Annotated in this window: 19 protein-coding genes and 1 tRNA gene; 11 read left to right on the forward strand and 9 right to left on the reverse strand. The window is 72.3% G+C overall.

Annotated features, from left to right (window positions below; all coding sequences use genetic code 11):
• Window positions 1-50: 50 nt before the first annotated feature.
• On the reverse strand, window positions 51-563 hold the full coding sequence (locus IG94_RS0130300) for a DUF2165 domain-containing protein (protein WP_031044447.1): 513 nt from the start codon (window positions 561-563) through the stop codon (window positions 51-53).
• Window positions 564-663: 100 nt separating this feature from the next.
• Complete coding sequence (locus IG94_RS0130305; RefSeq protein WP_031044449.1) at window positions 664-1,899, reverse strand: serine hydrolase domain-containing protein; 1,236 nt, start codon at window positions 1,897-1,899, stop codon at window positions 664-666.
• A 313-nt stretch (window positions 1,900-2,212) separates the two neighbouring features.
• On the opposite strand from IG94_RS0130305, the gene IG94_RS0130310 reads away from it, so the two are divergent.
• The gene (locus IG94_RS0130310; protein WP_031044452.1) at window positions 2,213-3,328 is read left to right on the forward strand and encodes an ADP-ribosylglycohydrolase family protein; all 1,116 of its coding nucleotides are present in this window, start codon (window positions 2,213-2,215) and stop codon (window positions 3,326-3,328) included.
• 35 nt (window positions 3,329-3,363) lie between these two features.
• Here the strand turns inward: IG94_RS0130310 and IG94_RS0130315 are convergent, their stop codons facing one another.
• From IG94_RS0130315 to IG94_RS0130325, 3 genes are all read right to left on the reverse strand, one after another.
• A complete protein-coding gene (locus IG94_RS0130315; RefSeq protein WP_031044455.1) occupies window positions 3,364-4,953 on the reverse strand; it encodes a sodium:solute symporter family protein in 1,590 nt (529 codons plus the stop codon).
• Between the two features lie 260 nt (window positions 4,954-5,213).
• Window positions 5,214-7,130 carry a DUF2339 domain-containing protein gene (locus IG94_RS0130320; RefSeq protein ID WP_031044457.1) on the reverse strand — a complete coding sequence of 639 codons (1,917 nt, stop codon included), beginning with the start codon at window positions 7,128-7,130 and terminating at the stop codon, window positions 5,214-5,216.
• 270 nt (window positions 7,131-7,400) lie between these two features.
• Window positions 7,401-9,947, reverse strand: coding sequence for a D-alanyl-D-alanine carboxypeptidase (locus tag IG94_RS0130325; protein ID WP_224326472.1), 2,547 nt, complete (start codon window positions 9,945-9,947; stop codon window positions 7,401-7,403).
• A 188-nt stretch (window positions 9,948-10,135) separates the two neighbouring features.
• Between IG94_RS0130325 and IG94_RS0130330 the strand changes: the two genes are divergently transcribed.
• The 3 genes from IG94_RS0130330 to IG94_RS0130340 all read left to right on the forward strand — a co-directional run bounded on the left by IG94_RS0130330 (window position 10,136) and on the right by IG94_RS0130340 (window position 12,520).
• Window positions 10,136-10,900: a GOLPH3/VPS74 family protein gene (locus IG94_RS0130330; RefSeq protein ID WP_031044464.1), complete on the forward strand. Its 765-nt coding sequence runs from the start codon at window positions 10,136-10,138 to the stop codon at window positions 10,898-10,900.
• A gap of 361 nt (window positions 10,901-11,261) precedes the next feature.
• Window positions 11,262-12,119, forward strand: a complete 858-nt coding sequence (locus tag IG94_RS0130335) for a helix-turn-helix domain-containing protein (RefSeq protein WP_031044465.1) — start codon at window positions 11,262-11,264, stop codon at window positions 12,117-12,119.
• Window positions 12,120-12,328: 209 nt separating this feature from the next.
• A complete protein-coding gene (locus IG94_RS0130340) occupies window positions 12,329-12,520 on the forward strand; it encodes a DUF397 domain-containing protein (protein ID WP_031044468.1) in 192 nt (63 codons plus the stop codon).
• A 175-nt stretch (window positions 12,521-12,695) separates the two neighbouring features.
• Here the strand turns inward: IG94_RS0130340 and IG94_RS0130345 are convergent, their stop codons facing one another.
• Complete coding sequence (locus tag IG94_RS0130345) at window positions 12,696-13,217, reverse strand: glutathione peroxidase (RefSeq protein WP_031044470.1); 522 nt, start codon at window positions 13,215-13,217, stop codon at window positions 12,696-12,698.
• Between the two features lie 89 nt (window positions 13,218-13,306).
• Window positions 13,307-14,305 carry an ArsR/SmtB family transcription factor gene (locus IG94_RS0130350; protein WP_031044472.1) on the reverse strand — a complete coding sequence of 333 codons (999 nt, stop codon included), beginning with the start codon at window positions 14,303-14,305 and terminating at the stop codon, window positions 13,307-13,309.
• 162 nt (window positions 14,306-14,467) lie between these two features.
• Between IG94_RS0130350 and IG94_RS0130355 the strand changes: the two genes are divergently transcribed.
• From IG94_RS0130355 to IG94_RS42975, 7 genes are all read left to right on the forward strand, one after another.
• Complete coding sequence (locus IG94_RS0130355) at window positions 14,468-15,694, forward strand: MFS transporter (RefSeq protein ID WP_031044474.1); 1,227 nt, start codon at window positions 14,468-14,470, stop codon at window positions 15,692-15,694.
• Window positions 15,695-15,884: 190 nt separating this feature from the next.
• Window positions 15,885-16,976, forward strand: a complete 1,092-nt coding sequence (locus IG94_RS0130360; protein ID WP_031044476.1) for a PP2C family protein-serine/threonine phosphatase — start codon at window positions 15,885-15,887, stop codon at window positions 16,974-16,976.
• Between the two features lie 201 nt (window positions 16,977-17,177).
• Entirely contained in the window at window positions 17,178-17,900 is a 723-nt protein-coding gene (gene cseB / locus IG94_RS0130365; RefSeq protein WP_031044478.1) for a two-component system response regulator CseB, read from the forward strand.
• A gap of 1 nt (window position 17,901) precedes the next feature.
• Window positions 17,902-19,155 (forward strand): sensor histidine kinase, encoded by a 1,254-nt coding sequence (locus tag IG94_RS0130370; RefSeq protein ID WP_031044479.1) that lies wholly within the window; start codon window positions 17,902-17,904, stop codon window positions 19,153-19,155.
• A 150-nt stretch (window positions 19,156-19,305) separates the two neighbouring features.
• A complete protein-coding gene (locus IG94_RS0130375; protein ID WP_031044482.1) occupies window positions 19,306-20,322 on the forward strand; it encodes a D-alanyl-D-alanine carboxypeptidase family protein in 1,017 nt (338 codons plus the stop codon).
• Between the two features lie 545 nt (window positions 20,323-20,867).
• Entirely contained in the window at window positions 20,868-21,236 is a 369-nt protein-coding gene (locus IG94_RS42970; RefSeq protein WP_031044486.1) for a type II toxin-antitoxin system RelE/ParE family toxin, read from the forward strand.
• On the forward strand, window positions 21,236-21,559 hold the full coding sequence (locus IG94_RS42975) for a helix-turn-helix domain-containing protein (protein ID WP_031044488.1): 324 nt from the start codon (window positions 21,236-21,238) through the stop codon (window positions 21,557-21,559). The genes IG94_RS42970 and IG94_RS42975 overlap by 1 nt, the downstream gene beginning before the upstream one ends.
• A gap of 43 nt (window positions 21,560-21,602) precedes the next feature.
• Here the strand turns inward: IG94_RS42975 and IG94_RS0130395 are convergent.
• A tRNA-Arg gene (locus IG94_RS0130395) sits at window positions 21,603-21,675 on the reverse strand.
• 82 nt (window positions 21,676-21,757) lie between these two features.
• A complete protein-coding gene (locus IG94_RS0130400; RefSeq protein ID WP_078892481.1) occupies window positions 21,758-23,428 on the reverse strand; it encodes an IclR family transcriptional regulator domain-containing protein in 1,671 nt (556 codons plus the stop codon).
• Between the last annotated feature and the right edge of the window lie 62 nt (window positions 23,429-23,490).

Here is a 23,490-nt window from a genome sequence, read left to right on the forward strand (position 1 = left end):
CCACGGTCACCGTGGCCGGGGCCGATGCCGGCCCGCCGCGGTCACCGCGGTCACCGCGGTCCGGTGGTCTCCGGCCGGTCGGACGGCAGGTGCGTCACGATCAGCACGACACTGCTGAGCAGGAACACCCGCGTCGCCGCCTCCAGCCCGTTCCAGTCCCCGGACTGCCACATCGAGAACCACTCGCCGCCGATCCCGATGAACCCGGCGCCGAAGAGCAGCATCAGCATCAGGGTGCCGTACGTGGTCATGCGCCGCGCGGTCGCCGTGTCCCGGCGTATCCACAACCAGGTCGCGTAGATCAGCGCCACCGCGGAGACCGTCTCCCAGACGATGATCGCCACGTAGGCGGTGTCCTGGAGACCTCTGCTCGTGATCGCCCGCCACATCAGGTCGTCGTCCTTGAACGTCGTGTCCATCGCCAGGACGTGGCGCACGAAGTCCCGGTTCGTACCGAAGTCGGTGATGTTGCCGAAGGCGACGAGGGCTATGTAGAGGGCGAGGACGGCGGTCAGCACGGTGGCCGCGAGGGAAAGGGTGCTGTTTCGTGAGGTGTTGGCCATGGGAGCGATGGTCCCAGGTCCCGCAGGCCCCACGTGCCCCGGTTCGCGGATCGTGATCACGCCGTCCCCGCCCGTTTCCCGCGCGGTGACCGCTCGCCGGCTACTGGCAGACGGCCGTGTCCACCAGGTCGTAGACGTGCTGGTGGGCCGCCACGATGTCCTCGGGGTCCGCCGCCACCGAGCTGGACAGCGCCGTGGTCGCCACGGTCGCCGCGCGGCCGTCCTTCGTGGCGCCGCCGTAGGTCTCGTAGCCGTGGATGGAGCCGCCGTGGCCGTACAGCTCGGTCCCGCAGGACAGGGGCGTGCTGAACAGGCCCAGGCCGTACCCGGTGCCGGGCGCGGGGGCGCCCTCGGTGACCGGGACCGTGGTCGTCATCTCCTTCAGTTCGGCGGCGCCCAGCACCTCGCCGTCGAGCAGGGCCGAGAAGAAGCGGTTGAGGTCGCGCGGGGTGGTGACGAGCTGTCCGGCGGCCCAGGCCTGGGACGGGTCGAGGCGCGTGATGTCCTTCAGCGGCGCGCCCGGAGTGGCGGCGGCGTAGCCCTTGGGGTGCTCGCCCCGCAGGCCGCGCTCGCCCGTGCTCGGCCAGTACGTGTCCGTGAGGCCGAGCGGCTCGATGATCCGGTTCGTGATCTCCTCGCCGAACGGGCGGCCCGTGACCTTCTCGACGAGCAGGCCCGCCAGGACGTAATTGGTGTTGCTGTACTGCCACTTCGCGCCGGGCTCGAACGCGGCCCCCTGGCTCAGGGCCAGGTCGAGCACGTCGCGCGGGTTGTAGTACGTGTCGCGGATCTCGAACGGGTCCATGCCGAGCGACTGGACGTAGTCGGGCAGGCCGCTGGTGTGCTGGAGCAGGTTGCGCACGGTGATCCGGCTGCCGTCGATGCCGTCGCCGCGCACCAGACCCGGCAGGTAGGTCTCGATCGGCTCGTCCAGCTTCACCTTGCCCTCGCCGACCAGTTGGAGGACGACCGCCGCGGTGAGGGACTTGGTGTTGCTGCCCGCCCGGACCTGGCCGTTCACCGGCACGGCCGCGCCGGTCTCCAGGTCGCCGGTGCCCGCCGTGTAGTCCCGCACGCGCCCGTCCCGGTCCTCGACGGCGGCGAGCGCGGCGGGGAAACCGTCCTCGCGCACCAGGTCCTGCGCACCCCGGCCGACGGCGTCGCGGGGACCGGCGTCGCCCGGGGAGCCGTAGGCCAGGGAGCCGCTCACGGCGAGTCCGCCGCCCAGCACCGCCAGTGCGGCGACCGCGGACAGCACGCGCCCGCGCCGCCGCTTCGGCTTGTCCGGGGTGCCCGGGACGCTGGGAACGGAGGGGGTGTGGAGACGAGCGGACACGGGGGATCTTCCTTCCGGCGGGTGCAACACGGCTGTTCTCGCGACTCGTTGAGCCTCTCGCAGCCCCGTCGTCCGCTCGATGGTGTCAGGCGGCGGATCCGGGGTGTACCTGGCACCACCCCCGGCCGTGAGCGTTTCCACACCGTTACGGTCCGTTCCAGCCCTGAACGGAGCGCTCCTGTTCGCATACAGTGCTGGACGTCGCACGTACGACAGTCGTACGTACGGACAGTGACGTAAGTAGTGACGTGCGCGGTGATGTACGCAGTGACGTGGGCAGCAGCGCTGTGGACAGTGCCGGAGGGAGGTCCTGGTGGGCGCGACAGCCGGTGCCGTCTGGGGACGTACCGAGCAGCAGGACTTCCGCAGCCGGGTGCGCGGGACGCTCCTCGGCGTGGCCGTCGGGGACGCGCTCGGCGCCCCCGTCGACGGTCTCGGCCTCGACGGGATCCGGGAGGCGCACGGCGCGGAGGGGCTGGCCGACCTGGCCTCCGCCTACGGCCGGCGCGGTGCGGTCACCCACCTCACCCAGCTCAGCCTGTTCTCCGTGGACGGGCTGATCCGCGCCCAGGTACGGCGCGACACCGGTGCCTGGCACCCGCCGACCGACCTGCACCGGGCCTACCGGCGCTGGATCGCGACCCAGCGCGACTGGGGGCCCGACCTGCGGCGCAAGGACGACGGCTGGCTGGCCCACGAGGAGTGGCTGTACGTGCGCCGGGACGCGCCGCGCGCGCTGCTGCTCGGCCTCGGCGACGAGACGATGGGCACGCCCGAGGCGCCGAAGAACCCCGACGAGCGCGGCCCCGAGGCGGCCGCCCGCTCGGCGCCGTTCGGGCTCCTGGTCGGCTGGGAGCCGCAGCTGGTCGCCCAGCTCGCTGTGGAGTGCGCGGCGCAGACCCACGGCCACCCCACCGGCTACCTGGCGGCGGGCGCGTACGCCGTGATCGTGCACGGGCTGGCGCGCGGGGAGAGCCTGGACGCCGCCGTGCAGAAGGGGCTGGCGCTGCTCGCCGCCAGGCCGGGCCACCAGGCCGTGACCGACGCCCTCCAGCAGGCGCTGGGCGCGGTCCGCCAGGGCATGCCGGCGCCGGGCCGGGTGTCCGCGCTGATCGGCGGGGGAACGGCGGAGGGCCTGGTCGCCGCCGCCGTGTACTGCGCCCTGGTCGGCGAGGACGTACGGCACGGTCTGCGGCTCGCCGTCAACCACGACGGCCCCTCCGCGGCGACCGGCGCCCTCGCCGGCGGCCTGCTCGGCGCCCTGCACGGGGAGACGGCCCTGCCGCCGGCCTGGCTGGCCGAACTGGAGGGCCGCCCGACCGTCCTGGAACTGGCCGACGACTTCGCGATGGAGATGACGCAGGGCCCCGCCCTGCACGGCCCGGCGGGCTCGTCCCCGGGCTGGCTGACGCGCTACCCGCGCGGGTAGCGCGCCACCTCCCGGTTCCCTGTCCCCTTCCGGCGCTAGTCGCCCACGCGGCTGCTGCCCCGCCCGACCACGTCGTCCGCACCGTCCGCGGGCGTCGGGACCGCGGCCGCTGTGCCGGTGGCGTCGTCGTCCCCGTCCGTGTTGACGCGCTCGATGATCGCGAGCCGCTCCGGGGTGTCCTCCGGCCTCAGGTAGCCGACCGCGATGTACAGCACGAGCGAGACGGCCAGCGGGACCGAGACCTGGTACTCGAGCGGCACCCCGCCGTCCACGCTCCAGTTGATCGGGTAGTTGACCAGCCAGAACGCGACCAGGCCCAGCGCCCAGCTGGTGAGCGCGGCCGTCGGGCCCGAGCGGCGGAAGGGCCGCAGCAGACCGAGCATCATCGGGATCGCGATCGGGCCCATCAGCCCGGCGACCCACTTGATCACGACGGTGATGATGTCCTTGAACGTCGGCGAGTCCACCTGCGTCGCCACCGCCATCGACAGGCCGAGGAAGATCACCGTCGTCAGCCGTGCCGCCAGCAGCCCCGACCGTTGCCCCCAGCCGCGCGCCCGCTTCGACAGCACCGGCGCCACGTCACGGGTGAAGACCGCGGCGATGGCGTTGGCGTCCGAGGAGCACATGGCCATGGTGTGCGAGAAGAAGCCGACGATCACCAGGCCGAGCAGCCCGTGCGGCAGCAGCTGCTCGGTCATCAGGGCGTAGGAGTCCGAGCCGTCCGCCTTCTGGGACTCCACCAGCAGCGGCGACATCCACATCGGGAAGAACAGCACCAGCGGCCACACCAGCCACAGCACCGCCGACAGCCGCGCCGACCGGGTGGCCTCGCGGGCGTTCTTCGTGGCCATGTAGCGCTGGGCCTGGTTGAGCATGCCGCCGTTGTACTCGAAGAGCTTGATGAAGAGGAAGGCCAGCAGGAACACCGTTCCGTACGGGCCGACCAGCGGCTCCGCGTGCCCCTGCAGCTCTGGTTCGTCCCAGACGCCGAAGAAACCGCCGTGGTCGCCGAGTTTCAGCACCACGGCGACGAACATCGCGATGCCGGCCAGCAGCTGGATGACGAACTGGCCCAGCTCGGTCAGCGCGTCCGCCCACAGGCCGCCGATCGTGCAGTAGATGCCCGTGATGACACCGGTGATCAGGATGCCCTGGTTGAGGGTGATGCCGGTGAAGACCGACAGGAGCGTGGCGATGGCCGCCCACTTCGCGGCCACGTCCACGATCTTCAGCAGCATGCCGGACCAGGCCAGGGCCTGCTGGGTGGGCAGGTTGTACCGGTTCTTGAGGTATTCGAGGGGCGAGGCCACGTGCAGTCGTGAGCGCAGCCGGTTGATGCGCGGCGCGAACAGCTTGGAGCCGATGGCGATACCGAGCGCGATGGGGAACGACCAGGTCACGAAGGACGTGACGCCGTACGTGTAGGCGATGCCGGCGTAACCGGTGAACATCACCGCGCTGTAGCCCGACATGTGGTGCGAGATGCCGGACAGCCACCAGGGCATCTTGCCGCCGGCCGTGAAGAAGTCGCTGACGTCGTCCACACGTTTGTGGGACCAGACGCCGATCGCCACCATGACCGCGAAGTAGCCGATGAGCACGGACCAGTCGAGACCGTTCATGTGCCCCCCTTCCGGGGTCCGCCTTGTGAACTCCGCTCAGCTGGTTGGCACTTCGCACGAGCGGGGTAGGGGCGAGGCAGGCAGCGAAGTGCCCGCTCATCGTGGTTGCGTCGACGCGGGCACGACAAGGAAGGGGAAGGTCAAGAGGGGGTAAAAAGGTTCGGCTCACTGACCTCGGTTCATCTATCTGAACCTCTGTCCGGACCTTCCCGGACCTTCCCGGACCTTCCCGGACCTTCCCCGGACCTTTCCCGGGGCTGTTACCGCAGCTCCTCCGGGCAGGGCGTGCCCCGCTTCAGCCCGTACGGCGCGGCCAGCCGGTAGGTGCCCTCCCTGGGCGCCACCAGCAGCGTCCACTGGTCGCCCTCGGCGGTCTCCTCCGTCTCCGTGACACAGCCGTTGACGTTCTCGTACGTCTTCGGCGTGCCCTCCGGCGCGTTCTTGGAGGCCTCCGTCTCCTCGGGCGGTTCGAGCTTGTTGCCCTCGGCGTCGACCAGGCTCAGCCACGGCGAGTACGGCACCCGGACGAGGATGCGCCCCGGCTCCTTCACATCGATGGTCCACTCGCCCTGCTCGGCGCGCCGGACCTCCGCGTCGGGCTCCGCGAGCGGGGTCGGGTTGGTCACTTGGAACAGCTGCCAGTTGTCGTCGCCCCAGATCTGCTTCAGGAACGGCAGCCCCCGCTGCACCAGCTCCCGCTCCCGCTCGCCGCCGTCCCCGTCCGGCTCGTCCTTGGGCAGCACCACGAAGTGCACGGCCCAGCGGCGCAGCCACTCGTGGTAGTTCGCCGAGTTGAGGGTGTCGTCGTAGAAGAGGGGGTTGCGCTCCATGTCGGCCTGGCGGTTCCAGCCGCGCGCCAGGTTGACGTACGGCGAGAGCGCCGACGCCTCCCGGTGCGAGCGGGCCGGCACGACCTCCACCCGGCCGCGCTCGGCGCCGACCTGCTGCAGCTCGTTGACCAGCGGCGCCAGCTCGCGGGCCCAGGACGCGGCCGGCGTGGTGTGGACGATGTCGTTGGCCGACGCGGCACCGATCCAGCCCACGAAACCGACGATCGACACCACGAGCGCGTACCACTTGCGTGACTTGCGCACCGTGAACGGCAGCGCCGCCACCAGTGCCACGCCGGTGAAGAGCATCGCCAGGCGGGTGATGTTGGAGCCGATCTGCGAGCTGATCAGCCAGACCAGCAGCACGGACAGGCCGTAGACCGCCGACGTGATCCGCACGGTCTTCCAGGCGCGCGGCACGAAGGCGTACACCAGCGCCGAGTACACGACCGGGAGGGCCGCCGAGCCGATGGACATCGGCTGCGTGCCCGAGAAGGGGAACAGCCACGCCGAGAGCGCGACGACGGCGGCCGGCGCCAGGCCCAGGGACCAGGCGCCCGGGCGGCGCTTCTGCAGGAACAGCGCGACCGCGACCAGGCCGACGAAGAGCCCCGCGACCGGCGAGGACATCGTGGACAGCGCGGCCAGCGGAGCCGCGCACAGCCCCTTGGCCCAGCGCTCGTACCGCCAGCGGTGCGGCCAGCAGAACACCGCGGCGACCGCGCCGAGCCCGAACATCATGCCGAGCCCGAACGTCACCCGGCCCGACGCCGCGTTGCACAGCAGCCCGAACAGGCCCGTCAGCGACGCCCACAGCGGATTGCGGACCGCCCGGCTGCGGATCAGGAGCATCGTCAGCAGCCCGGCCGACAGCGTCCCGGCGATCATCATCGTCGTCCGCACGCCGAGCACCGACATCAGGTACGGCGAGACCACGCTGTACGACACCGGGTGCATGCCGCCGTACCAGGCGAGGTTGTACGCCGAGTCCGGGTGCCGGCCGACGAACTCCGACCAGGCGTCCTGCGCGGCCAGGTCGCCGCCACTGTTCGCGAACGTGAAGAACCAGACGATGTGGAGGGCCGCGGCCAGAGCCGTCACCGACAGCACCGGGTGGCGCAGCATGCGCTCGCGCAGCGCGAGGAAGGCCGCCTTCACCGCCGGGGGCGCTTCCGCCCCGGCACGCTCCGGCTCACCGTCGCCGGCGCCGTCACCGTCGCCGCCCGTGCGCCCACTGTCCGCGCCGTCCCCGCGGGGCGCGGGCACGCGCGGGCGAGGGTCGGCTGCCGGGTCGGCACCCTGGCCCGGATCGGCGTCGTCGGCGCGTGTCGGCTCCGCAGTGGCCACCTGAAGGCACTCCCCGTGTCCCGTCTTCTGCTGTGGGCCGTGTCCCGTTCCGCGACCGGCGACTGCCCCGTTTCGTGACGCTAGCACGCACCCGCGCGCCGTGGCTTCCTCCCTTTCGGCTACCCCGCACGGGCGTCACACGCCCTCCAGAGGTCCTCCGTTCCCGCGCCCCCCGGCACGCGCACGCCCCCGTGGTCGAAGGACCGCGGGGGCGACCGCGGGGCGCGAGGCGCGGAGGCGACGCGCGCCGGGGGAGGGCGGGGCCGGCGGTCAGCCCAGGCGGGTCAGCTTGTCCGAGAACCCGGGCTCGACCAGCTCGTCCCGCAGCGCCACCGGCACCTTGACCGCGCCGCTGGTGCCGCCGTCGCCGACCGTGAGGCTGCCGACCTTGGTACCGGCCGCGGCCGTGTGCGGCACCTCGTCCGCGTCGAACGTCAGCTTCACGGTCAGTCCGGCCCAGCCGACGGCCTTGACGTCCTGCGTGGTGACGACCGGGGTACGGCCGCCCAGGCCGTCGTCCACGTACCCGACGACGGTCCCCTTCTTCACGATGGTCGACGACTCCAGCGTGTCCTGCGCGGCCCGGATCAGCTTGTCGCTGGAGTCCAGGGCCGCACCGAGGATGGTGTTGTCCGCGCCGCCCGCCGGCTGCCGCACCACGGCTCCGACGATCGTCCGGGTCTCGCCGTCGACGTCCTTCTTCGCCGCGAAGACGAGGTTGCCGAGCGCGGAGGTGGTGGTGCCGGTCTTGATGCCGACGACGTCGTTGTGGCCGACCAGCTGGTTCCAGTTGGAGTGGTTGGAGCCCTTGTAGTCGTCGTACGACATCATCGCGGCGACCTCGCGGAACGCCGGCGCCTTCATCGCCTCCTTGGCCAGCTTCACCTGGTCCACGGCCGTGGACACCGTCGTGTCGTTCAGGCCCGACGGGTCGGTGTACGTCGTGTTGCCCATGCCGAGGTCCTTCGCGGCGGCGTTCATCTTCTCCACGAACGCCTTCTCGGACCCCGCGTCCCAGCGGGCCAGCAGCCGCGCCACGTTGTTCGCGGACGCGATCAGGATGCTCTGCAGGGCCTCGCGCTGCGAGATGGAGTCGCCCGCGGTGACGTCGACCGTGGACTCCTGACCGGCCTGCGACTGCTCCTCCGCGGTCTGGTCGATCTTGATCTTCGGGCCGTCGGCGCCGCTCTTGAGCGGGTGGTCGCGCAGGATGACGTACGCGGTCATGACCTTGGCCACGCTCGCGATCGGCACCGGCTTCTGGTCGCCGGACGAGCCGAACGTGCCGATGCCCTGCACGTCGAGCGCGGCCTGCCCGCTGGACGGCCACGGGATCTGGGGCTTGCCGCCCTCGAAGGTGAAGCTCTCCTGCGCGGTCAGGTCGAGCGTCGGCCGGGGCAGGTCGCGCATGGACTGCACGACGGCGAGGACGATCAGCAGCAGGACCACCAGCGGGGTCCAGATCTTGACCCGGCGCACCGTCGTCCGCAGCGCGGTCTCCGGCGGCGGCGGGGTGTTCGTCAGCTCCGCCAGCAGGTCCAGCGGCGGCTTCGGCGGCACCGGCTGCTGCGTGGTCTGCTCGGACCCGCCGTACGGCAGGGAGCTGGTGGGAGCGGTGCGGGGGGTCCCGGACGGCGGCTTCGGGGGCGTCCCCGGGGGCGTGCGCGCCGCGAGGTCGTCCGGCTGCCGCAGCGCCACGAACTTGCTGGTCCGCTCGACGTCACGGGGGTGGCCGGGCTGACCCGGCTTGCTGCCCTTGTCGCCCTTGCCGTCCTTGTCGGCGGCGCTGCCCTTGCCGGGCTCGTCGGGCTTCTCGGCCCTGTCGCTCTCGTCGCCCTTGTCGCTCTTGTTGCTTTTCGGGCCCTTTTCTTCCTTCCCGGGCACGTCCGGCTTGTCCGCCGCCTTGGGCGGGGCGGCGGCGTCGCCCAGCTTCAGCATCGTCGTCGGCTGGTCGACGGCGGGCTTGTCGGGGCGCGGCGCCTTGAACACGGCGGTGGGCTGGTCGACGGGCCGGTCGGGGGCCGCGTCGGAGTCGTCGTCCGTGTGGGGGGCGTCGTCCGCGGTGTCGGGGGCGGTGGTCTCCTCGCGCTTCCCGCCGTCCCGGTCGCCGCCGTCGGTGTCGTCCCCGCCGTCGCCGTCGCCGTCGTCGCTCTCGGGAGCGGCGGAGTCCTCGGTGTCGCCGCCCGGGGCGCCCTCGGCCGCACCGGGGGTCTCTGCGGGCTTCCCGTCGCCTCCTGGGGCCTTCTCGGCGCCTTCCTCGGCCTCTCCGTCCTGGAGCCGCGCGTTGGCGGCGGCGCGCTCGTCCGCGGTGGCCACCCAGGCGGCCACGGCGTTCCGCAGCCGACCCTCGCCGCCGCCGGACTCGGACGCGTCGGGCGTGTCCGCCGTACCGGGCGCATCGGTCCCGGCATCCGCCGCGGTGGACTCCTCGGTGCCGGAGGGCTCCGGGTCTTCCGCCCCCGCCTCCGCCTTCGCCTCCGCCTTCGCCTCCGCCTTCGCCTCCGGCTCGGGCTTCGCGTCCGGCTCCGGAGGCGCCCCCGCCCCGGCTCCGGAGGCGGCGTCCTCCGTCTCCGTCCCGTGCTCCGTCTCGCGTACCGACAGCACGCGTGTGGCCGTGTCGACGCCGCCGCGGCTCTCGGGCGATCCCGTGGAGCGCTCCGCGTCCTCCCGCGTCACCGGCAGCCGCGGATCGCGCGGCTCACTCGCGCCGGTCCTGGCTTCGGGAACCGGACCCGCGCTCCCCGACGTCGGTTCTTCCGACGACTCGCGCTGCTTCGACCTGTCGGGGGACTCGCCCGCCACCGATGCCTCCTCCATGCGCCGCACGACCTGTGCGCGCTCCGAACCCGTACCGGAACCATTTACCAGTGTCCTGTGTACGGGGGTAACCCACGCGGTAGACGAGAACGACATACCTACTGGTTCCACTACGAACCGGTCACGCACTCTCGACAGACCAATGTGAGAGGGGTCACCCTGTCTGTCATCCACGCGGGGAGGCATGGATGGGCAGGAGCCGCAGAACACTTCCGGAGGAGCTTCTGCTGCTGGCGCTGGACCCGACCACGGGTACCACCGCACAGCCGCAGTCGCTCGACCTCGGTCTGGCCGGAGCACAGCTGGTGGAGCTGGCGCTGGCCGGACGGATAGCCCCAGACGGGGATCGTATCGCCGTGGTGGCCCCACGGCCGACAGGAGATCCAACACTGGACTGCGCGTTGGAGTTGCTGCGAAGGCGTGGCGCTCCCGTACGGGCGGTCAACTGGATTGGCGGACCCCGCCTGGGGCTGCGCCAGACCTACCTCTCGCACCTGGAGCGATGCGGCATGGTGCATGCCGTGGAGGGCCAGATGTGCGGGGTGCTGCCGACGACTCGCTACCAGGCGACGGAGACGGCGATCAGCAGGGAGATCAAGGCCCGTCTCGACTCGGCGATCCGCACCGGCGTCCCGCCGGACCCGCGGACCGCGGCGCTCGCCGCGCTGGCCCATGCGGTCGGTCTCGGCAAGCACCTCTACCCGGGCAACGAAGGACGCTCGTCGCGGTCCCGGCTGCGGGACCTCATCAGGCACGACCCCATGGGCGGCCTGGTGGCGCACGCGGTGATGGACGTCCAGAACGGCGCGGCGGCCCAGCCACGCCGTGCTCCGGCGCCGGCCCCGGCCGGCCGCCAGGCCGCGGGACCCGGAGCGAGGCCCGCCCCGGAACCCGCCCGCGGTGTTCCGGCGCAACCGCGCCACGGATCCATGGCGCGCGCGGCAGCCCACTGAGCCGTCGCACCGGGCCGCAGTACCGCGCGACCGCGCAGTACGGCACGCCCGCACCACCGCAGAACCGCACGTCCGCACCACCGCAGTAACGCACCGCCGCACCGCCAGTCCCCAAGCCCGGTCACGGGAGCCGCAGGTTCGCGCGGGGCGGTGGGACCCGACCGTACGTCCGGCACGCCCGGACTCTGCGGAAAGGTTCCGCCGCCCCACGCGGCCACATGAAGGGTGGCTCCCCGAACTGGCGTGTACGCGGCGCATATCGACCGTTTCCCAGCGGTAGAAAGCACCTTGGTGGCAGTCTGCTCAGCAGCAGATACACAAAGTGGCAAGTATGAGTCACGCAGCCGGAGGTGCACGTCCCGTGGCGTCGAGTGTCAATCCCACCGTAAGGCGGCGTCGGCTGGGCCAGGAGCTGCGCCGGCTCCGTGAGCTCAAGGGCATGACGGCCGAGGAGGTCGCCGAGCGGCTGCTGGTCTCGCAGTCGAAGATCAGCCGCCTGGAGAACGGGCGGCGCAGCATCAGCCAGCGGGACGTCCGCGACCTGTGCGGGGTGTACGAGGTCGAGGACCAGCGGATCGTCGACTCGCTGATGCAGATGGCCAAGGACTCGCGCCAGCAGGGCTGGTGGCACGCCTTCGGCGACATCCCGTACAGCGTCTACATCGGTCTGGAGACCGACGCCGAGTCGCTGCGGACGTACGAACCCCAGATCATCACCGGCCTGTTGCAGACCCGCGCGTACGCCGAGGCCCTCATCCAGGGGGCGTTGCCGGAGACGTCGGTCGCCGACGTCGAGAAGCGCGTGCAGGTCCGCATACGGCGGCAGGAGCGCATCTCCGCCGAGAACAACCCGCTGCGCCTGTGGGTGGTCCTCGACGAGGCCAGCCTGCGCCGCGTGGTGGGCGGCAAGCAGGTGATGCGGGAGCAGTTGGAGCACGTCGCCGAGATGTCGCAGCTGCCGCACATCACCGTGCAGGTGCTGCCGTTCGACGTCGGGGCGCACCCCGGCATCAACGGCCAGTACTCCATCCTGGAGTTCGCCGACGCGGCCGACTCCAGCGTGGTCTACATCGAGGGCGTCACCAGCGACCTGTATTTGGAGAAGGCACCCGACGTGCAGAAGTACACGGTGATGTACGAGCACTTGCGGGCGCAGGCCCTGAACGTGGAGCAGTCGCGGCAGCGTATCGAGGACGTCGCGAAGGAATACGCGCGCTGAGGCCCGTAAAGGCGGCCGGGGCGAACGCGGGCGGCAGATTACACCCCTGCTGCGATGTACTGGAAGACCCACCTGGAATATGCCACTCGGTCGAGTGAATGGCTGCTCCGTGCGGGGAGGTCAGCGAGTAGCGTCGATCACGCCAAAGATCAAACAGATCAAAGGTCATTGGCGTAATCCGCACTCAGCATCTCGCCATCGGAGCAGACATGGCAATTCTTCAGGGCGCCCAGGAATCGTGGACCAAGTCCTCCTACTCCGGAGGGAACGGCGCGTGCGTCGAGGTCAGGTCACCGCTCGTGGCGGCACTCGCCGTCCGTGACTCCAAGGTCACCGCGGGCCCGGTCCTGGCGTTCCCCGCGGACGCGTGGAACGCCTTCGTGACCTCGGTCAAGGAGTAAGGCCTCCGCGCGCCGTCCACCCGCATCACCGCATCACCGCACCAACAGGCGCCACCACCGCGTCACCGCACCACCAGTACCGCCAGCTCCACCAGTACCGCCGACGGAGCCCTCTCGACCAGTGCGCCGACCTTGCCGAGGGGGCTCCGTCACCTTCACCTCACTTCACCTCGCGTCAGCCCGCCAGCCGCGCCTCCACCGCCGCCACGACCTCGTCGGCCTCCGGCTCGGTCTGCGGCGCGAACCGGGCGGCGACCTTGCCGTCCCGGCCGATCAGGAACTTCTCGAAGTTCCAGCGGATGTCCCCGCTGTGGCCCTCGGCGTCCGCGAAGCCGGTCAGCCGGTCGTACAGCGGATGCCGGCCCTCCCCGTTCACCTCGGCCTTCTCGGTCATAGGGAAGGTGACGCCGTACGTCGCCGAGCAGAACTCCGCGATCTCGTCGGCGCTGCCCGGCTCCTGGCCCATGAACTGGTTGCAGGGCACGCCCAGCACGGTGAACCCCTGCTCCGCGTACCGCTCGTGCAGGCGCTCCAGGCCCGAGTACTGCGGGGTCAAGCCGCACTTGGAGGCCACGTTGACCACCAGCACGACCCGCCCCGCGTACTGGGCGAGGTCCGCGTTTCCGCCCTGCAGGGCGCCGATCTCCACATCGAGGGGAAGGCTGTCGTCGTTCCGCGTGTTCGGTGAGCTCGTCATGGAACGGATGCTAGTCCCGGAGTCCCGGAGTCCCGGCCGCCTGAGAGCCCGGACCCCTGAGAGCCCGGACCCCTGAGAGCCCGGACACCTCAGAGCCCGGACACCTCGGGTCCCGGGCGCCCCGAAGCCCCTGCCGCCTCGACGAGCACCTCTCCGGCCGGCGTCCGCGAGTACAGCACCGACCGTCCCGCCCGGCGCCGCCGCACCAGCCCCGCGTCCAGCAGCACCCGCAGGTGCCGCCCGACCGAGCCGAGGCCCTGCCCGGTCACGCCGACCAGCTGGCTGGTGCTCATGGGCGTGCCGAGCAGGGCCAGCACGCCCGCTCGGGCCGGCCCGAGCAGCGCGCCCAGGGCGGCGGGCACCCGCCGGGCCCCGTCGTCGGCGAGGGCGCCCGCGCACGGGTAGATCACCGCGTACCGCTCGGGTTCCTCCCACGCCACCCAGCCGTGCCGCTGCGGAGTGATCGGCACGAGGATCAGCTCGGCGCCGGCCAGGTCGCGGGGCGGGTAGGGGTTCAGGTTGATCTGGAGCCGGCCGTCGCCGAGCCAGCGGGTGCCGGGGCGCAGGGCGTCGAGCGCGGCCGCCCAGCCGCCCCGGCTCACCTGGGCGATCCGCGCGACGACATCCGCCTCCAGGACCCGTCGGCGCCGGTCCCAGTCCGGTCGTACCGCCTCGGTCCAGACCTGCTCCAGCACCGCGGCGGCCCGTTCGGGCAGGTCGTCGCGGTCCAGGGCGGCGGGGAGCGTGCCGCCGAGGGAGACGGCCAGGTCGGCGCGTGCCTCGTCGGGGGCGGTCGCCCGGATCCGCGCGATGCCGTCCGCGAAGCTCTGGCCCTCCGTCGGGGTGGGGGTGAGGAAGTCGGCGTTCCACTCCCGGCCCAGGCCTGAGGCGACGAGCAGCGCCGTCACCGGGTCGGCCGCCATGCGGCGCAGGTGGGCGGGGCGGTGGGCGTCGAGCCAGGCCCGCTCGCCGGGGTGCCCGGCCGCACCGAAGTACAGCATCTTCAGACACGCGAGGGTCTCGTCGAGCGGTGAGACCACGAACCGGCTGCGCGCGAGCGTGTCGGCGTCGATCAGCCACCAGCCCATCCGCCGACCACCTCACGCCTCGGGACTCCTCAGGACTCCTCAGGACTCCCCGGGACCCATCGGGACTCCCCGGGACTCCTCCGGGCGCCCTCTGGGAAGACGATGTTTCGCGTCCGCACGAAACAATAACCGCGGCAGCCCGCCCCGCCCCAGACTCCCCGCATGCCGGACGACACCCCCCGCAGGACCTACACCGACCTCTTCAGGACCCCCGAGTTCAGCCCGCTCTTCCTCTCCTCCTCCGCCAACATCGCCGCCCAGACGGTGAGCGGACTGGCCCTCGGCACGCTCGTGTTCCGGGCGACGAACTCGCCGCTGCTGTCCGCGCTGAGCATGTTCGGACCGGCGCTCGCCCAGGTGCTGGGCGCCACATTCTTCCTCTCCGGCGCCGACCGGCTGCCGCCGCGTGCGACGCTGGCCGGTCTCGCGCTGGCCTTCGCCGCCGCCACCTCGGCCCTCGCGCTGCCCGGCCTGCCCGTCTGGGCGATGCTCGCCATCGTCCTCGCCGAGGGACTGATCGCCTCCCTCGGCGGCGGCGTCCGCTGGGGCCTGCTGACCGAGATCCTCTCCAAGGACGGCTACCTGTCGGGGCGTTCGCTCTTCAACATGATGAGCGGCGTCATGCAGATCGCCGGATACGCGGCCGGCGGCGTCCTGGTGGCCGTGCTGTCACCGCGCCTGTGCCTGCTGATCGCGGCCGCCCTGTACGGCACGTCGGCCGCCCTTGCCCTCCGCCTGACCCGCCGCCCGCCCCGCGCCTCGGGCCGCCCCTCCGTACGGGCCACCTGGAGCGCCAACGCCCGGCTGTGGTCCGCCCCCGCACGCCGGCACGTCTACCTCGCCCTGTGGATCCCCAACGGCCTCGTCGTCGGCTGCGAGTCCCTGTACGTCTCCTACGACCCGCGCGCCGCGGGCACGCTCTTCGCCGGCGCGGCCCTGGGCATGCTGGCCGGGGACGTGACGGTCGGCCGGCTGCTCCCGCCCCGGCTGCGCCCGCGGCTCGGCATCCCGCTCCTGGTGCTGCTGGCGGCGCCGTACCTCGTCCTCTTCCTGCGCCCGCCGCTGCCGCTGACGGCCGTACTGGTCGCGCTGGCCTCGTTCGGATTCGGCGCGAGCCTGGTGCAGCAGGAGCGCCTGGTCGCGCTGACCCCCGACGACCTCTCCGGCCACGCCCTCGGCCTGCACTCCGCCGGGATGCTCACCATGCAGGGCGTGGCCGCGACCGTGGCCGGCACGGTCGCCCAGCTGACCTCGTCGGCGACGGCGATGACCGTGATGGCTCTCGCCTCGCTCACGGTGACGTTCACCCTGACCGCGGTGAGCCGCCGGGGCGCGATCGACGGGGGCCTGTGGCCGACCCGGGCGGCAGGCGCGGTACGGGCCACGTGACGCGCCGCACCTCGCCGGACCCGGCCGGGCCGCGTCACGATGCCCGGCGGGGCTCCGGTCTCTCGATTGGATTAAGGCCTGCCGGGAAACTCCTCGCGGGCCACATGCTTGCCTAGGCTAAGCATCCGGGGAGAGACGCCCGGTCACAGGGCAAGGCGGCTCTTGAGCGCCGCGACACCGGAGTGGATCCATGACCGTGAAGAAGTCGCCGTCCGCTTCCGTCGCACTGTCCTGGATGCCGGTGGCGGCCATGACCGTGGTCGTCGTCGGCGACATCACGGCGGGGCCGGGCGTGGGACTGCTGCCGCTGGTGTCGCTCGGGCCCGCCTTCGCCGGACTGGTCGGCGGCTGGCGGCGTACGGCGCTGATCGGACTGGTCGCGCTGCTCCTCTGCGTCGGCCTCGGCATGTACAACGGCCTCTTCGACCGGCCCCGCGGCTACACCGCCATGGTGTCGGTGGCCGGAGTGACCGGCGCCGGTATCGCCGCGGCCGTGATGCGCTCGCGCCGGGAGGCGGAGCTGGCCAGCGTGCGTTCCATCGCCGAGGCCGCCCAGCGGGTCCTGCTGCGTCCGGTGCCGCTGACCGCGGGCCCGCTGCAGGCGGCCGTCTCGTACACCTCGGCCCTCGCCGAGGCCCGGATCGGCGGCGACCTGTACGAGGTCGTGGCCTCACCGCACGGCGTCCGCGTGATCGTGGGCGACGTCCAGGGCAAGGGCCTGGCGGCGGTGGAGACGGCGGCGCGGGTGCTCGGCACGTTTCGGGAGGCGGCGTACGACGAGAAGGACCTGACCGCGCTCGGCGAACGGCTGGAACGCAGCGTCGCCCGCGAGCTGGAGGACGAGAAGTTCGTCACCGCGATCCTCGCCGAGATCGGCGACGACCACCGGGTCGTCCTCCTCAACTACGGCCACCCGGCGCCGATGGTCGTCCACCCCGACGGCACCGCCGACTTCCCCGAGCCGCCCGCCTACGCCCTCCCGCTGGGCCTGGCCGCGCACGGAGGCCCGGCCCCCGACCCGTACGCGGTGCCCTTCACCCCCGGCGACCAACTGCTCCTCTACACCGACGGCGTCACCGAGGCCCGCGACGAGCAGGGCGCCTTCTACCCCCTCGCCGACCGCCCCCACCTCCTGGAGGACCCCGACGTCCACCGCGCCCTGGACGCCCTGCGCGAGGACCTGGTGCGCCACACGGCGGGCCCCCACCACGACGACGCGGCCATGCTGCTGCTGCGCTACCAGGGCCACGGCGACGGGGGAGCGGCCGGCCCCGTGCGGTGAGCCCGCCGATACGAGGCCGATACATGGCTGAGCGCTGCCGGATGCCCGGTCGTCGTCCTACGGAAGGCACAATGCGAAGGGGACGATCCGGACCGCGACGAGTCGGCCGGAACGGGACGAGTCGGGACAGGACGCGAAGAAGGAAGACCGGACCCAGTGACTGACAGGGACGCCCCCGCACCCGTAGCCGCCCCCGCCCCCGTGACGATCCTGCTGGTCGAGGACGACGAGGTCATCCGCAGGTCCGTCACCATGGCGCTGGAGCGCTACGGCTACCGCGTCATGTCCGCGGGCGACGGACTCACCGGACTGGAGCTGTTCCGCGAAGGCCGCCACGACCTGCTGCTCCTGGACGTGATGCTGCCCGGCCTCGACGGCATCGGGCTGTGCCGCCGGATCAGGGAGACCAGCATGGACCCCGTGCTGATGATGTCCGCGCGCGGCGACGCCCTGGAAGTGGTCTCCGGACTGGAGGCCGGCGCCGACGACTACGTGGTCAAGCCCGTCGACACCGCGGTGCTGGTGGCCCGCATCCGCTCACTGCTGCGCCGCGCGGTCTACGCCCCCGCCCAGGCGGACCGGGCACGACCGGAGCGCCACCGCCCCGACGGCCGCGACAGCGACCACGACCGCGACCCGGCCCTGCTCGTCTTCGGCGACCTGACCATCGACACCGCGGGCCTGGAGGTGTCCCTGGCCGGCCGCCCCGTCGCGCTGGCCCCGACCGAACTGCGGCTGCTGCTGGAGTTCGCCGCGCACCCCGGCACCGTACTGGACCGCCAGGCCCTGCTGCGCAACGTGTGGGACTACGGCTGGGACGGCGACAGCCGCGTGGTGGACCTGTGCGTGCAGCGGCTGCGGAAGAAGATCGGGGCCGACCGCGTCGAGACGGTACGCGGGTTCGGCTACAAGCTGCGGCGCTGACGTGGCCGCCGTACGCGACCTGCTCAACTGGCGTTCCCTGCGCTGGAAGACCTGCCTGCTCGTCACCGTGTGCTGCTGCGCCGTCGCGCTCACCGTCGGAAGCCTGGTGCACTCCAGCACCCGGGACCGGTCGATGAACGACGGCGCCGCGAAGGCCCTCACGACGCTCTCCCGGGACCTGGAGGACTACGAGCGCGAGGGCACCCCGCCCCCCGGCCTCCACTTCCTGCCCGACGCCGCTCCCGACGAGCTGCTGCACCGGCTCCGCGACCGCCAGGAGGGGGCGCTCGGCGCCGTCACCTGGTACGAGGAGCCGGGGCCCGGTGACCACCCCGCCATGTGGGCGGCGCGCACGTACCGCGGCCAACCCGTCGCCGTGGAGGTCGACATGACGGCCGACCTGCTCACGCGCCGCGCCCTGGACCGGCACATGTGGAAGTACTCCCTGCTCGCCCTGGCCGTCGTCGTCCCCCTGTCGGCGCTCGCCGCGGAACTGCCGCACCGTCGGTTGCGCCGGGTGGCGCGCACCGCCCGCCGGATCGGGTCCGGAGACCTGACCGCCCGGATCGGGGCGGGCCGCGGCAAGGACGAGATCGCCGCGATCTCGGCCACGGTCGACTCGATGGCCGACAGCCTGCACCAGCGGCTGCTGACCGAGCAGCGCTTCACCGCCGACGTGGCCCATGAACTGCGCACCCCGCTGATGGGCCTGGTCACGGCCGGCGAACTGCTCCCGGAGGGGGAGGCCACCGCCCTGGTGCAGGACCGGGTACGAGTCCTGCGCACGCTGGTCGAGGACCTGCTGGAGATCTCCCGGCTCGACGCGGGAGCCGAGCGGGCCGAGCTGCGGCGGGTACCGCTGGCCGAGGCGGTCCCGGAGTCACTGGACCGCGCCGGGCTGCGGACGCGGTTCACCGCGACGGGCGCCGGGTGCGCCGAGACCGACCCGCGCCGTCTCGACCGGATCGTCACCAACCTCGTCGTCAACGCCCACCGCCACGGGCACGCCCCCGTCGAGGTCACGGTCGCCGGCACCACGGTGACCGTGCGGGACCACGGCCCCGGCTTCCCGCCCGGCCTGCTCACCGACGGACCCCAGCGCTTCCGCACCGGAACACCGGAACGCGGCCGGGGCCACGGACTCGGACTCACCATCGCCCTGGGCCAGGCAGGGGTCGTCGGAGCCGCCCTCACCTTCGCCAACGCCCCCGACGGCGGCGCCGTGGCGACTCTCCGCCTCCCGCCCGCCGGGTAACGCGGGGAGCAGCCGGTCATCCGCTGTTACGCAACGGATGACCGGCCGCGCGGCAGCGAAGACCCGCCCACGGCCGTGCGGACACCGGCCCCGCCGAGAGTGGCAACGGAGCGCGAACGCCGCGCACCACACCCTCCGGAGGTGGCTCCCATGCACCGGCTGCCCGACCCCGGCGACCCCGGCGACACTCGTGGCCCCGACGGCCCCCGCACCCCCGCCCGGCACCGCGGAGCCCTCCTCGCCGCCGCCGCGACCGCCCTGGCCACGCTGATGGCCCTGACGATCCTCTTCCGCACCGACAGCGGAGCGGACGCCGCCCCCACCACCCTCCCCTGGCCGGACGACGGCCAGGCGGCGGTGCTGATCGAGGGGCTCGGCGAGCGCGGCGACCTGGGCGCCCACGGCCCGGAACGACCGGTGCCGATCGCCAGCGTCGCCAAGGTGATGACGGCCTACGTGATCCTGCGCGACCACCCGCTGCACGGTGACGAATCCGGCCCCCTGGTCCCCGTGGACCAGCAGGCGGTGAACGAGTCCTTCTCCGGCACCGAGTCCACCGTGGAGGTCAGGCCGGGACAACGCCTGACCCAGCGCCGCCTGCTGGAACTGATGCTCATCCCCTCCGGCAACAACATCGCGAGGCTGCTGGCCCGCTGGGACGCGGGATCACAGCAGGCGTTCGTCGCCAGAATGAACAGCGCCGCAGCCGACCTGGGCATGCACAAAACCACCTACACCGGGGCCAGCGGCATCGAGCCCACCACTCTGAGCACGGCCGCCGACCAGCTGAAACTGGCCCGCAAGGTCATGCGCGACGACGTCTTCAGGTCCATCGTCGCCAGGCCGGACACGACCGCCCCCGCGATGCCCGGCCCCCTCCCCAACACCAACGACCTGCTGGACACCCGAGGCGTCGTCGGCATCAAGACCGGCTCCAGCACCCCGGCCGGAGGCGCACTGATGTGGGCGGTCACGGTACGGGACGGACGCGGACACGAGCACCTGGCCCTCGGCGTGGTCCTGCACCAACACCCCGACACCACCCCACGGGAGGGCCTGCAAGCCGCCTTCGACACCAGCCGCGCCCTGATGGAGGCAGTACGCAGCCGAGCCTCCACGACCACCCCGACACCGACGGCGCAGGGCACCGGCCCCACGAGCGGGTGAAGCCGAGGCCCTCCGGAACGCCCACCGAAGGCCCTGCCCGGCCCGGTGCCCGTGACTCCCGCCCCCGTACGGTGCCTGCCCGGGCGGCTCGACGGGTCAGCCCCGGGCATGACCCCGCGGTTCAGCTCCTGGTCCGACGCCCCGCGGGGACGGTGAGGGCGTCGTCCTGGGCATGACGAACCCGACCACGTCCACGGCGGCCTCCCCGGTCACGACGACCGGCGGCCGACTGCACGGCCCGCTCCCTGTGGAGCAGTGGGAGGCCACCGGCTTCCCCGGATGCCGGGTGGGCGGCACGACCATGGTGCTCGGCCCACTCCTGACGCTGACCGGCGCGCGGAAGGTCGGCTGGGGCCTGTGGGGGGCCCTGGCAACGTCCGGACTGTTCGCCCGGACCTTCCACGCGGGGGTGGACCATCTCGCCCTCCAACTGGTGCGTCCCAGGCGCCAGGCCCCGCCACCGAAGCGGTCTCCGCCGGATACGGCAAGCCTCGAGGGCTGCCGCGGCTTGCGTTATGTATTTCGAGGTATATACCATTGATTGCATGACGGATCGATGGCAGATCGAGATCGAGCCCGAAGTGCGGGATTGGCTGGAGCTGCTTCCGTTCCGGCTGTACCGGCGGGTCGAGGACAAGACGGACCGACTGCTGGACGAGCCGACGACCCTGGGAGAGCCGTACTCCCGCCACCTGGGTGGCAAGCTGCGTGAGCTCCGCTTCGAGCTGGACGGCGAGGCGGTACGCATCCCGTACTGGCTCGCGCCCGGACAACGGATCGTGCTGCTGACGGTCTTCCGCAAGACGCGGATGCGCGAGGCAGCAGAAGTTGAGCGCGCGCACCAAGTCCAGAAGGTCTGCGAGACCGAACACGGCCACGCCCAACACATCTACGAGCGGCGCAAGGAGAGCTGATGGATCACAGCACATGGAGGACGCGTCGGACTCGTCAGCTCGCGGGTGAGGCGGTGGAGCACGACCAGGAGTACGTCGACGCCCGCCTGGCCGGCGACCTCGGGCAGGCGGTCTACGACCGGCGGATCGAGCTGGGCCTGTCCCAGACGGAGCTGGCAGAGCGGGCCGGGATGACCCAGCCCCAGGTCTCCCGCATGGAGGGGGGTGACACCGTGCCGACGCTCCCGCTGCTGCGGCGCCTGGCCAAGGCTCTGGATGGCACGCTGAACCTGACCATCGACGAAGGCGACTCACACGTCACCTTCACCCCGCACGCAGCCTGAACCGACGAAGGGCACCTACGAAAACCGTAGGTGCCCTTTCCTGTGCCCCCGGCAGGATTCGAACCTGCGACACCCGCTTTAGGAGAGCGGTGCTCTATCCCCTGAGCTACGAAGGCGGGGCGCCGTTGTGGGCGGCGTGACAACAGGTTAGCGGATCGGGGGAAGGGGTGGCATCGGTGGTGGGGAGGGTGGGTGGGGTCAGGTCGGGGGGATCAGTACGAAGCGGCCTGCCACGCGGAGGTCGGCCTCGATGTGGGACGCCGTGTGGAGGAGCTCGGGGAGGATGTCCGATTCGCAGGCCTCCCTCGTGCGGCGGGCCGTGTGCATGGCCACGTTGACGGCCGCCACTACCGTGCCCGTGCGGTCGCGTACCGGGGCGGCGATCGCGCGCAGGCCGGCCTCCAGTTCCTCATCGACCAGGGCGTAGCCCTGCGTCCGGGCCTCGGAGTGGGGCAGGAGGACGCGGCCCAGGGCCGTCGCGGGGGCAGGGAGGCGGGTGCCGACCGGGACGTGGGCGGTCAGGACGCGGCCTGCGGCGGCTCGGGCCGTGTACTGGATCTCCTCGCCCGAGTCGGAGAGGACGGCCAGCGCCGTCGACTCGCCGACGCGGGCGGCCAGGGCGGTCAGGTGGGGCTGGGCGATGTCGGGGAGGGACGCGCGGGAGAGGGGCGGGAAGCCGAGGGAGAGGACCCGGGGGGTGAGGGAGAAGGTGTGGTCCCGGGACGCGGTGATCAGGCCTGCGTGGGTGTGGGTGATCAGTGCCCGGCGGGCCGTGGCGCGGGTCAGGCCGGTGGCCCTCGCCACCTCCGTGAGGGTCAGCCTGGAGCGGCCCTCGCCGAAGGCGGTCAGTACGGTCAGGCCGCGGGCCAGGGACTCGACGAACTCCCGGCCCAGTTCCTGCTTCGACGCGCTCGTCCAGGTGGCCAGGTCGGTGCGGGGCTGTCCCGGTGCCGGGGGCGGGGCGGCGCGCAGGTCGTTCTCCATCGTCGTGACCGCCTCGCACAGCTGGGGGAGGAGGGCGGCCCGCAGGTCCAGTGCCGTGTGGCGGCTGGTGTGGCTCACGACGCTCGCCACGCAGGCCAGCCGGCCCGTGCCGGGGTCCCGTACGGGAACGGAGACCGCTACCAGGCCCGGTTCGATCAACTGGTCGTCCACGCACCATCCTTCGGTCGCCGCCTGTGTGGTGCGGTGTTCGAAGGAGGGGGCGGGATCGGGGGTGGCGGGGTCGCGGGGTGGTACGGCGGGGAACGTCGCGTCCTGCGGGTCGCCTGCCCTGCGGGCGTGCCAGCGGTGCCAGTCGGCCGGGGTCCACTCCGTAGCGAACAGCGGTCCTGGCGCCGTGCGTTCGGCCGGGAGGCGGTCGCCGATGCGGAAGCTCAGGGACATCGCGCGGCGGCGGGTGGCCTGGTGGATGAAGCGGATGCCGTCGCGGTCGCCGACTGCCAGCGACACCGACTCGTCCAGTTCGTCGGCCAGGGCGTCGGCGCGGGAGGAGAACAGGGCGGGCAGGCGCAGGGCGGCCAGGTAGGCGTTGCCCAGTTCCATCAGGCGGGGGGCGAGGGTCACGTCGCGGCCGTCCAGGCGGACGTAGCCCATGCGGGCCAGGGTCGCCGTGACGCGGTCGACCGTGGAGCGGGCCAGGCCGGTGGCCTTCTCGAGGCCGCTGAGGGAGAGGGTGACGCCGTCCGCCTCGGTCAGGCGGCGCAAGACCGTGATGCCGCGCAGGAGGGGGCCGACCGCCTCGTTCGGCACCGATGCTTCGGGTGCCACTGATTCCGGTGCCACTGATTCCGGTACTGCTGCTTCCGGTACCGCTGAGTCCAGGGCGGTCTGGTCCGGTGCGGGCTCGTTCGTCGGTTTGGCGGTCATCGGGGCGGTCGTCGTCTTTCCGGTACGGCGGTCAGAGCGTGCCCACCGTAAGCCCGTCGGCC

Origin of the sequence: Streptomyces olivaceus (genome assembly GCF_000721235.1) — a bacterium.
GTDB lineage: Bacteria > Actinomycetota > Actinomycetes > Streptomycetales > Streptomycetaceae > Streptomyces > Streptomyces olivaceus.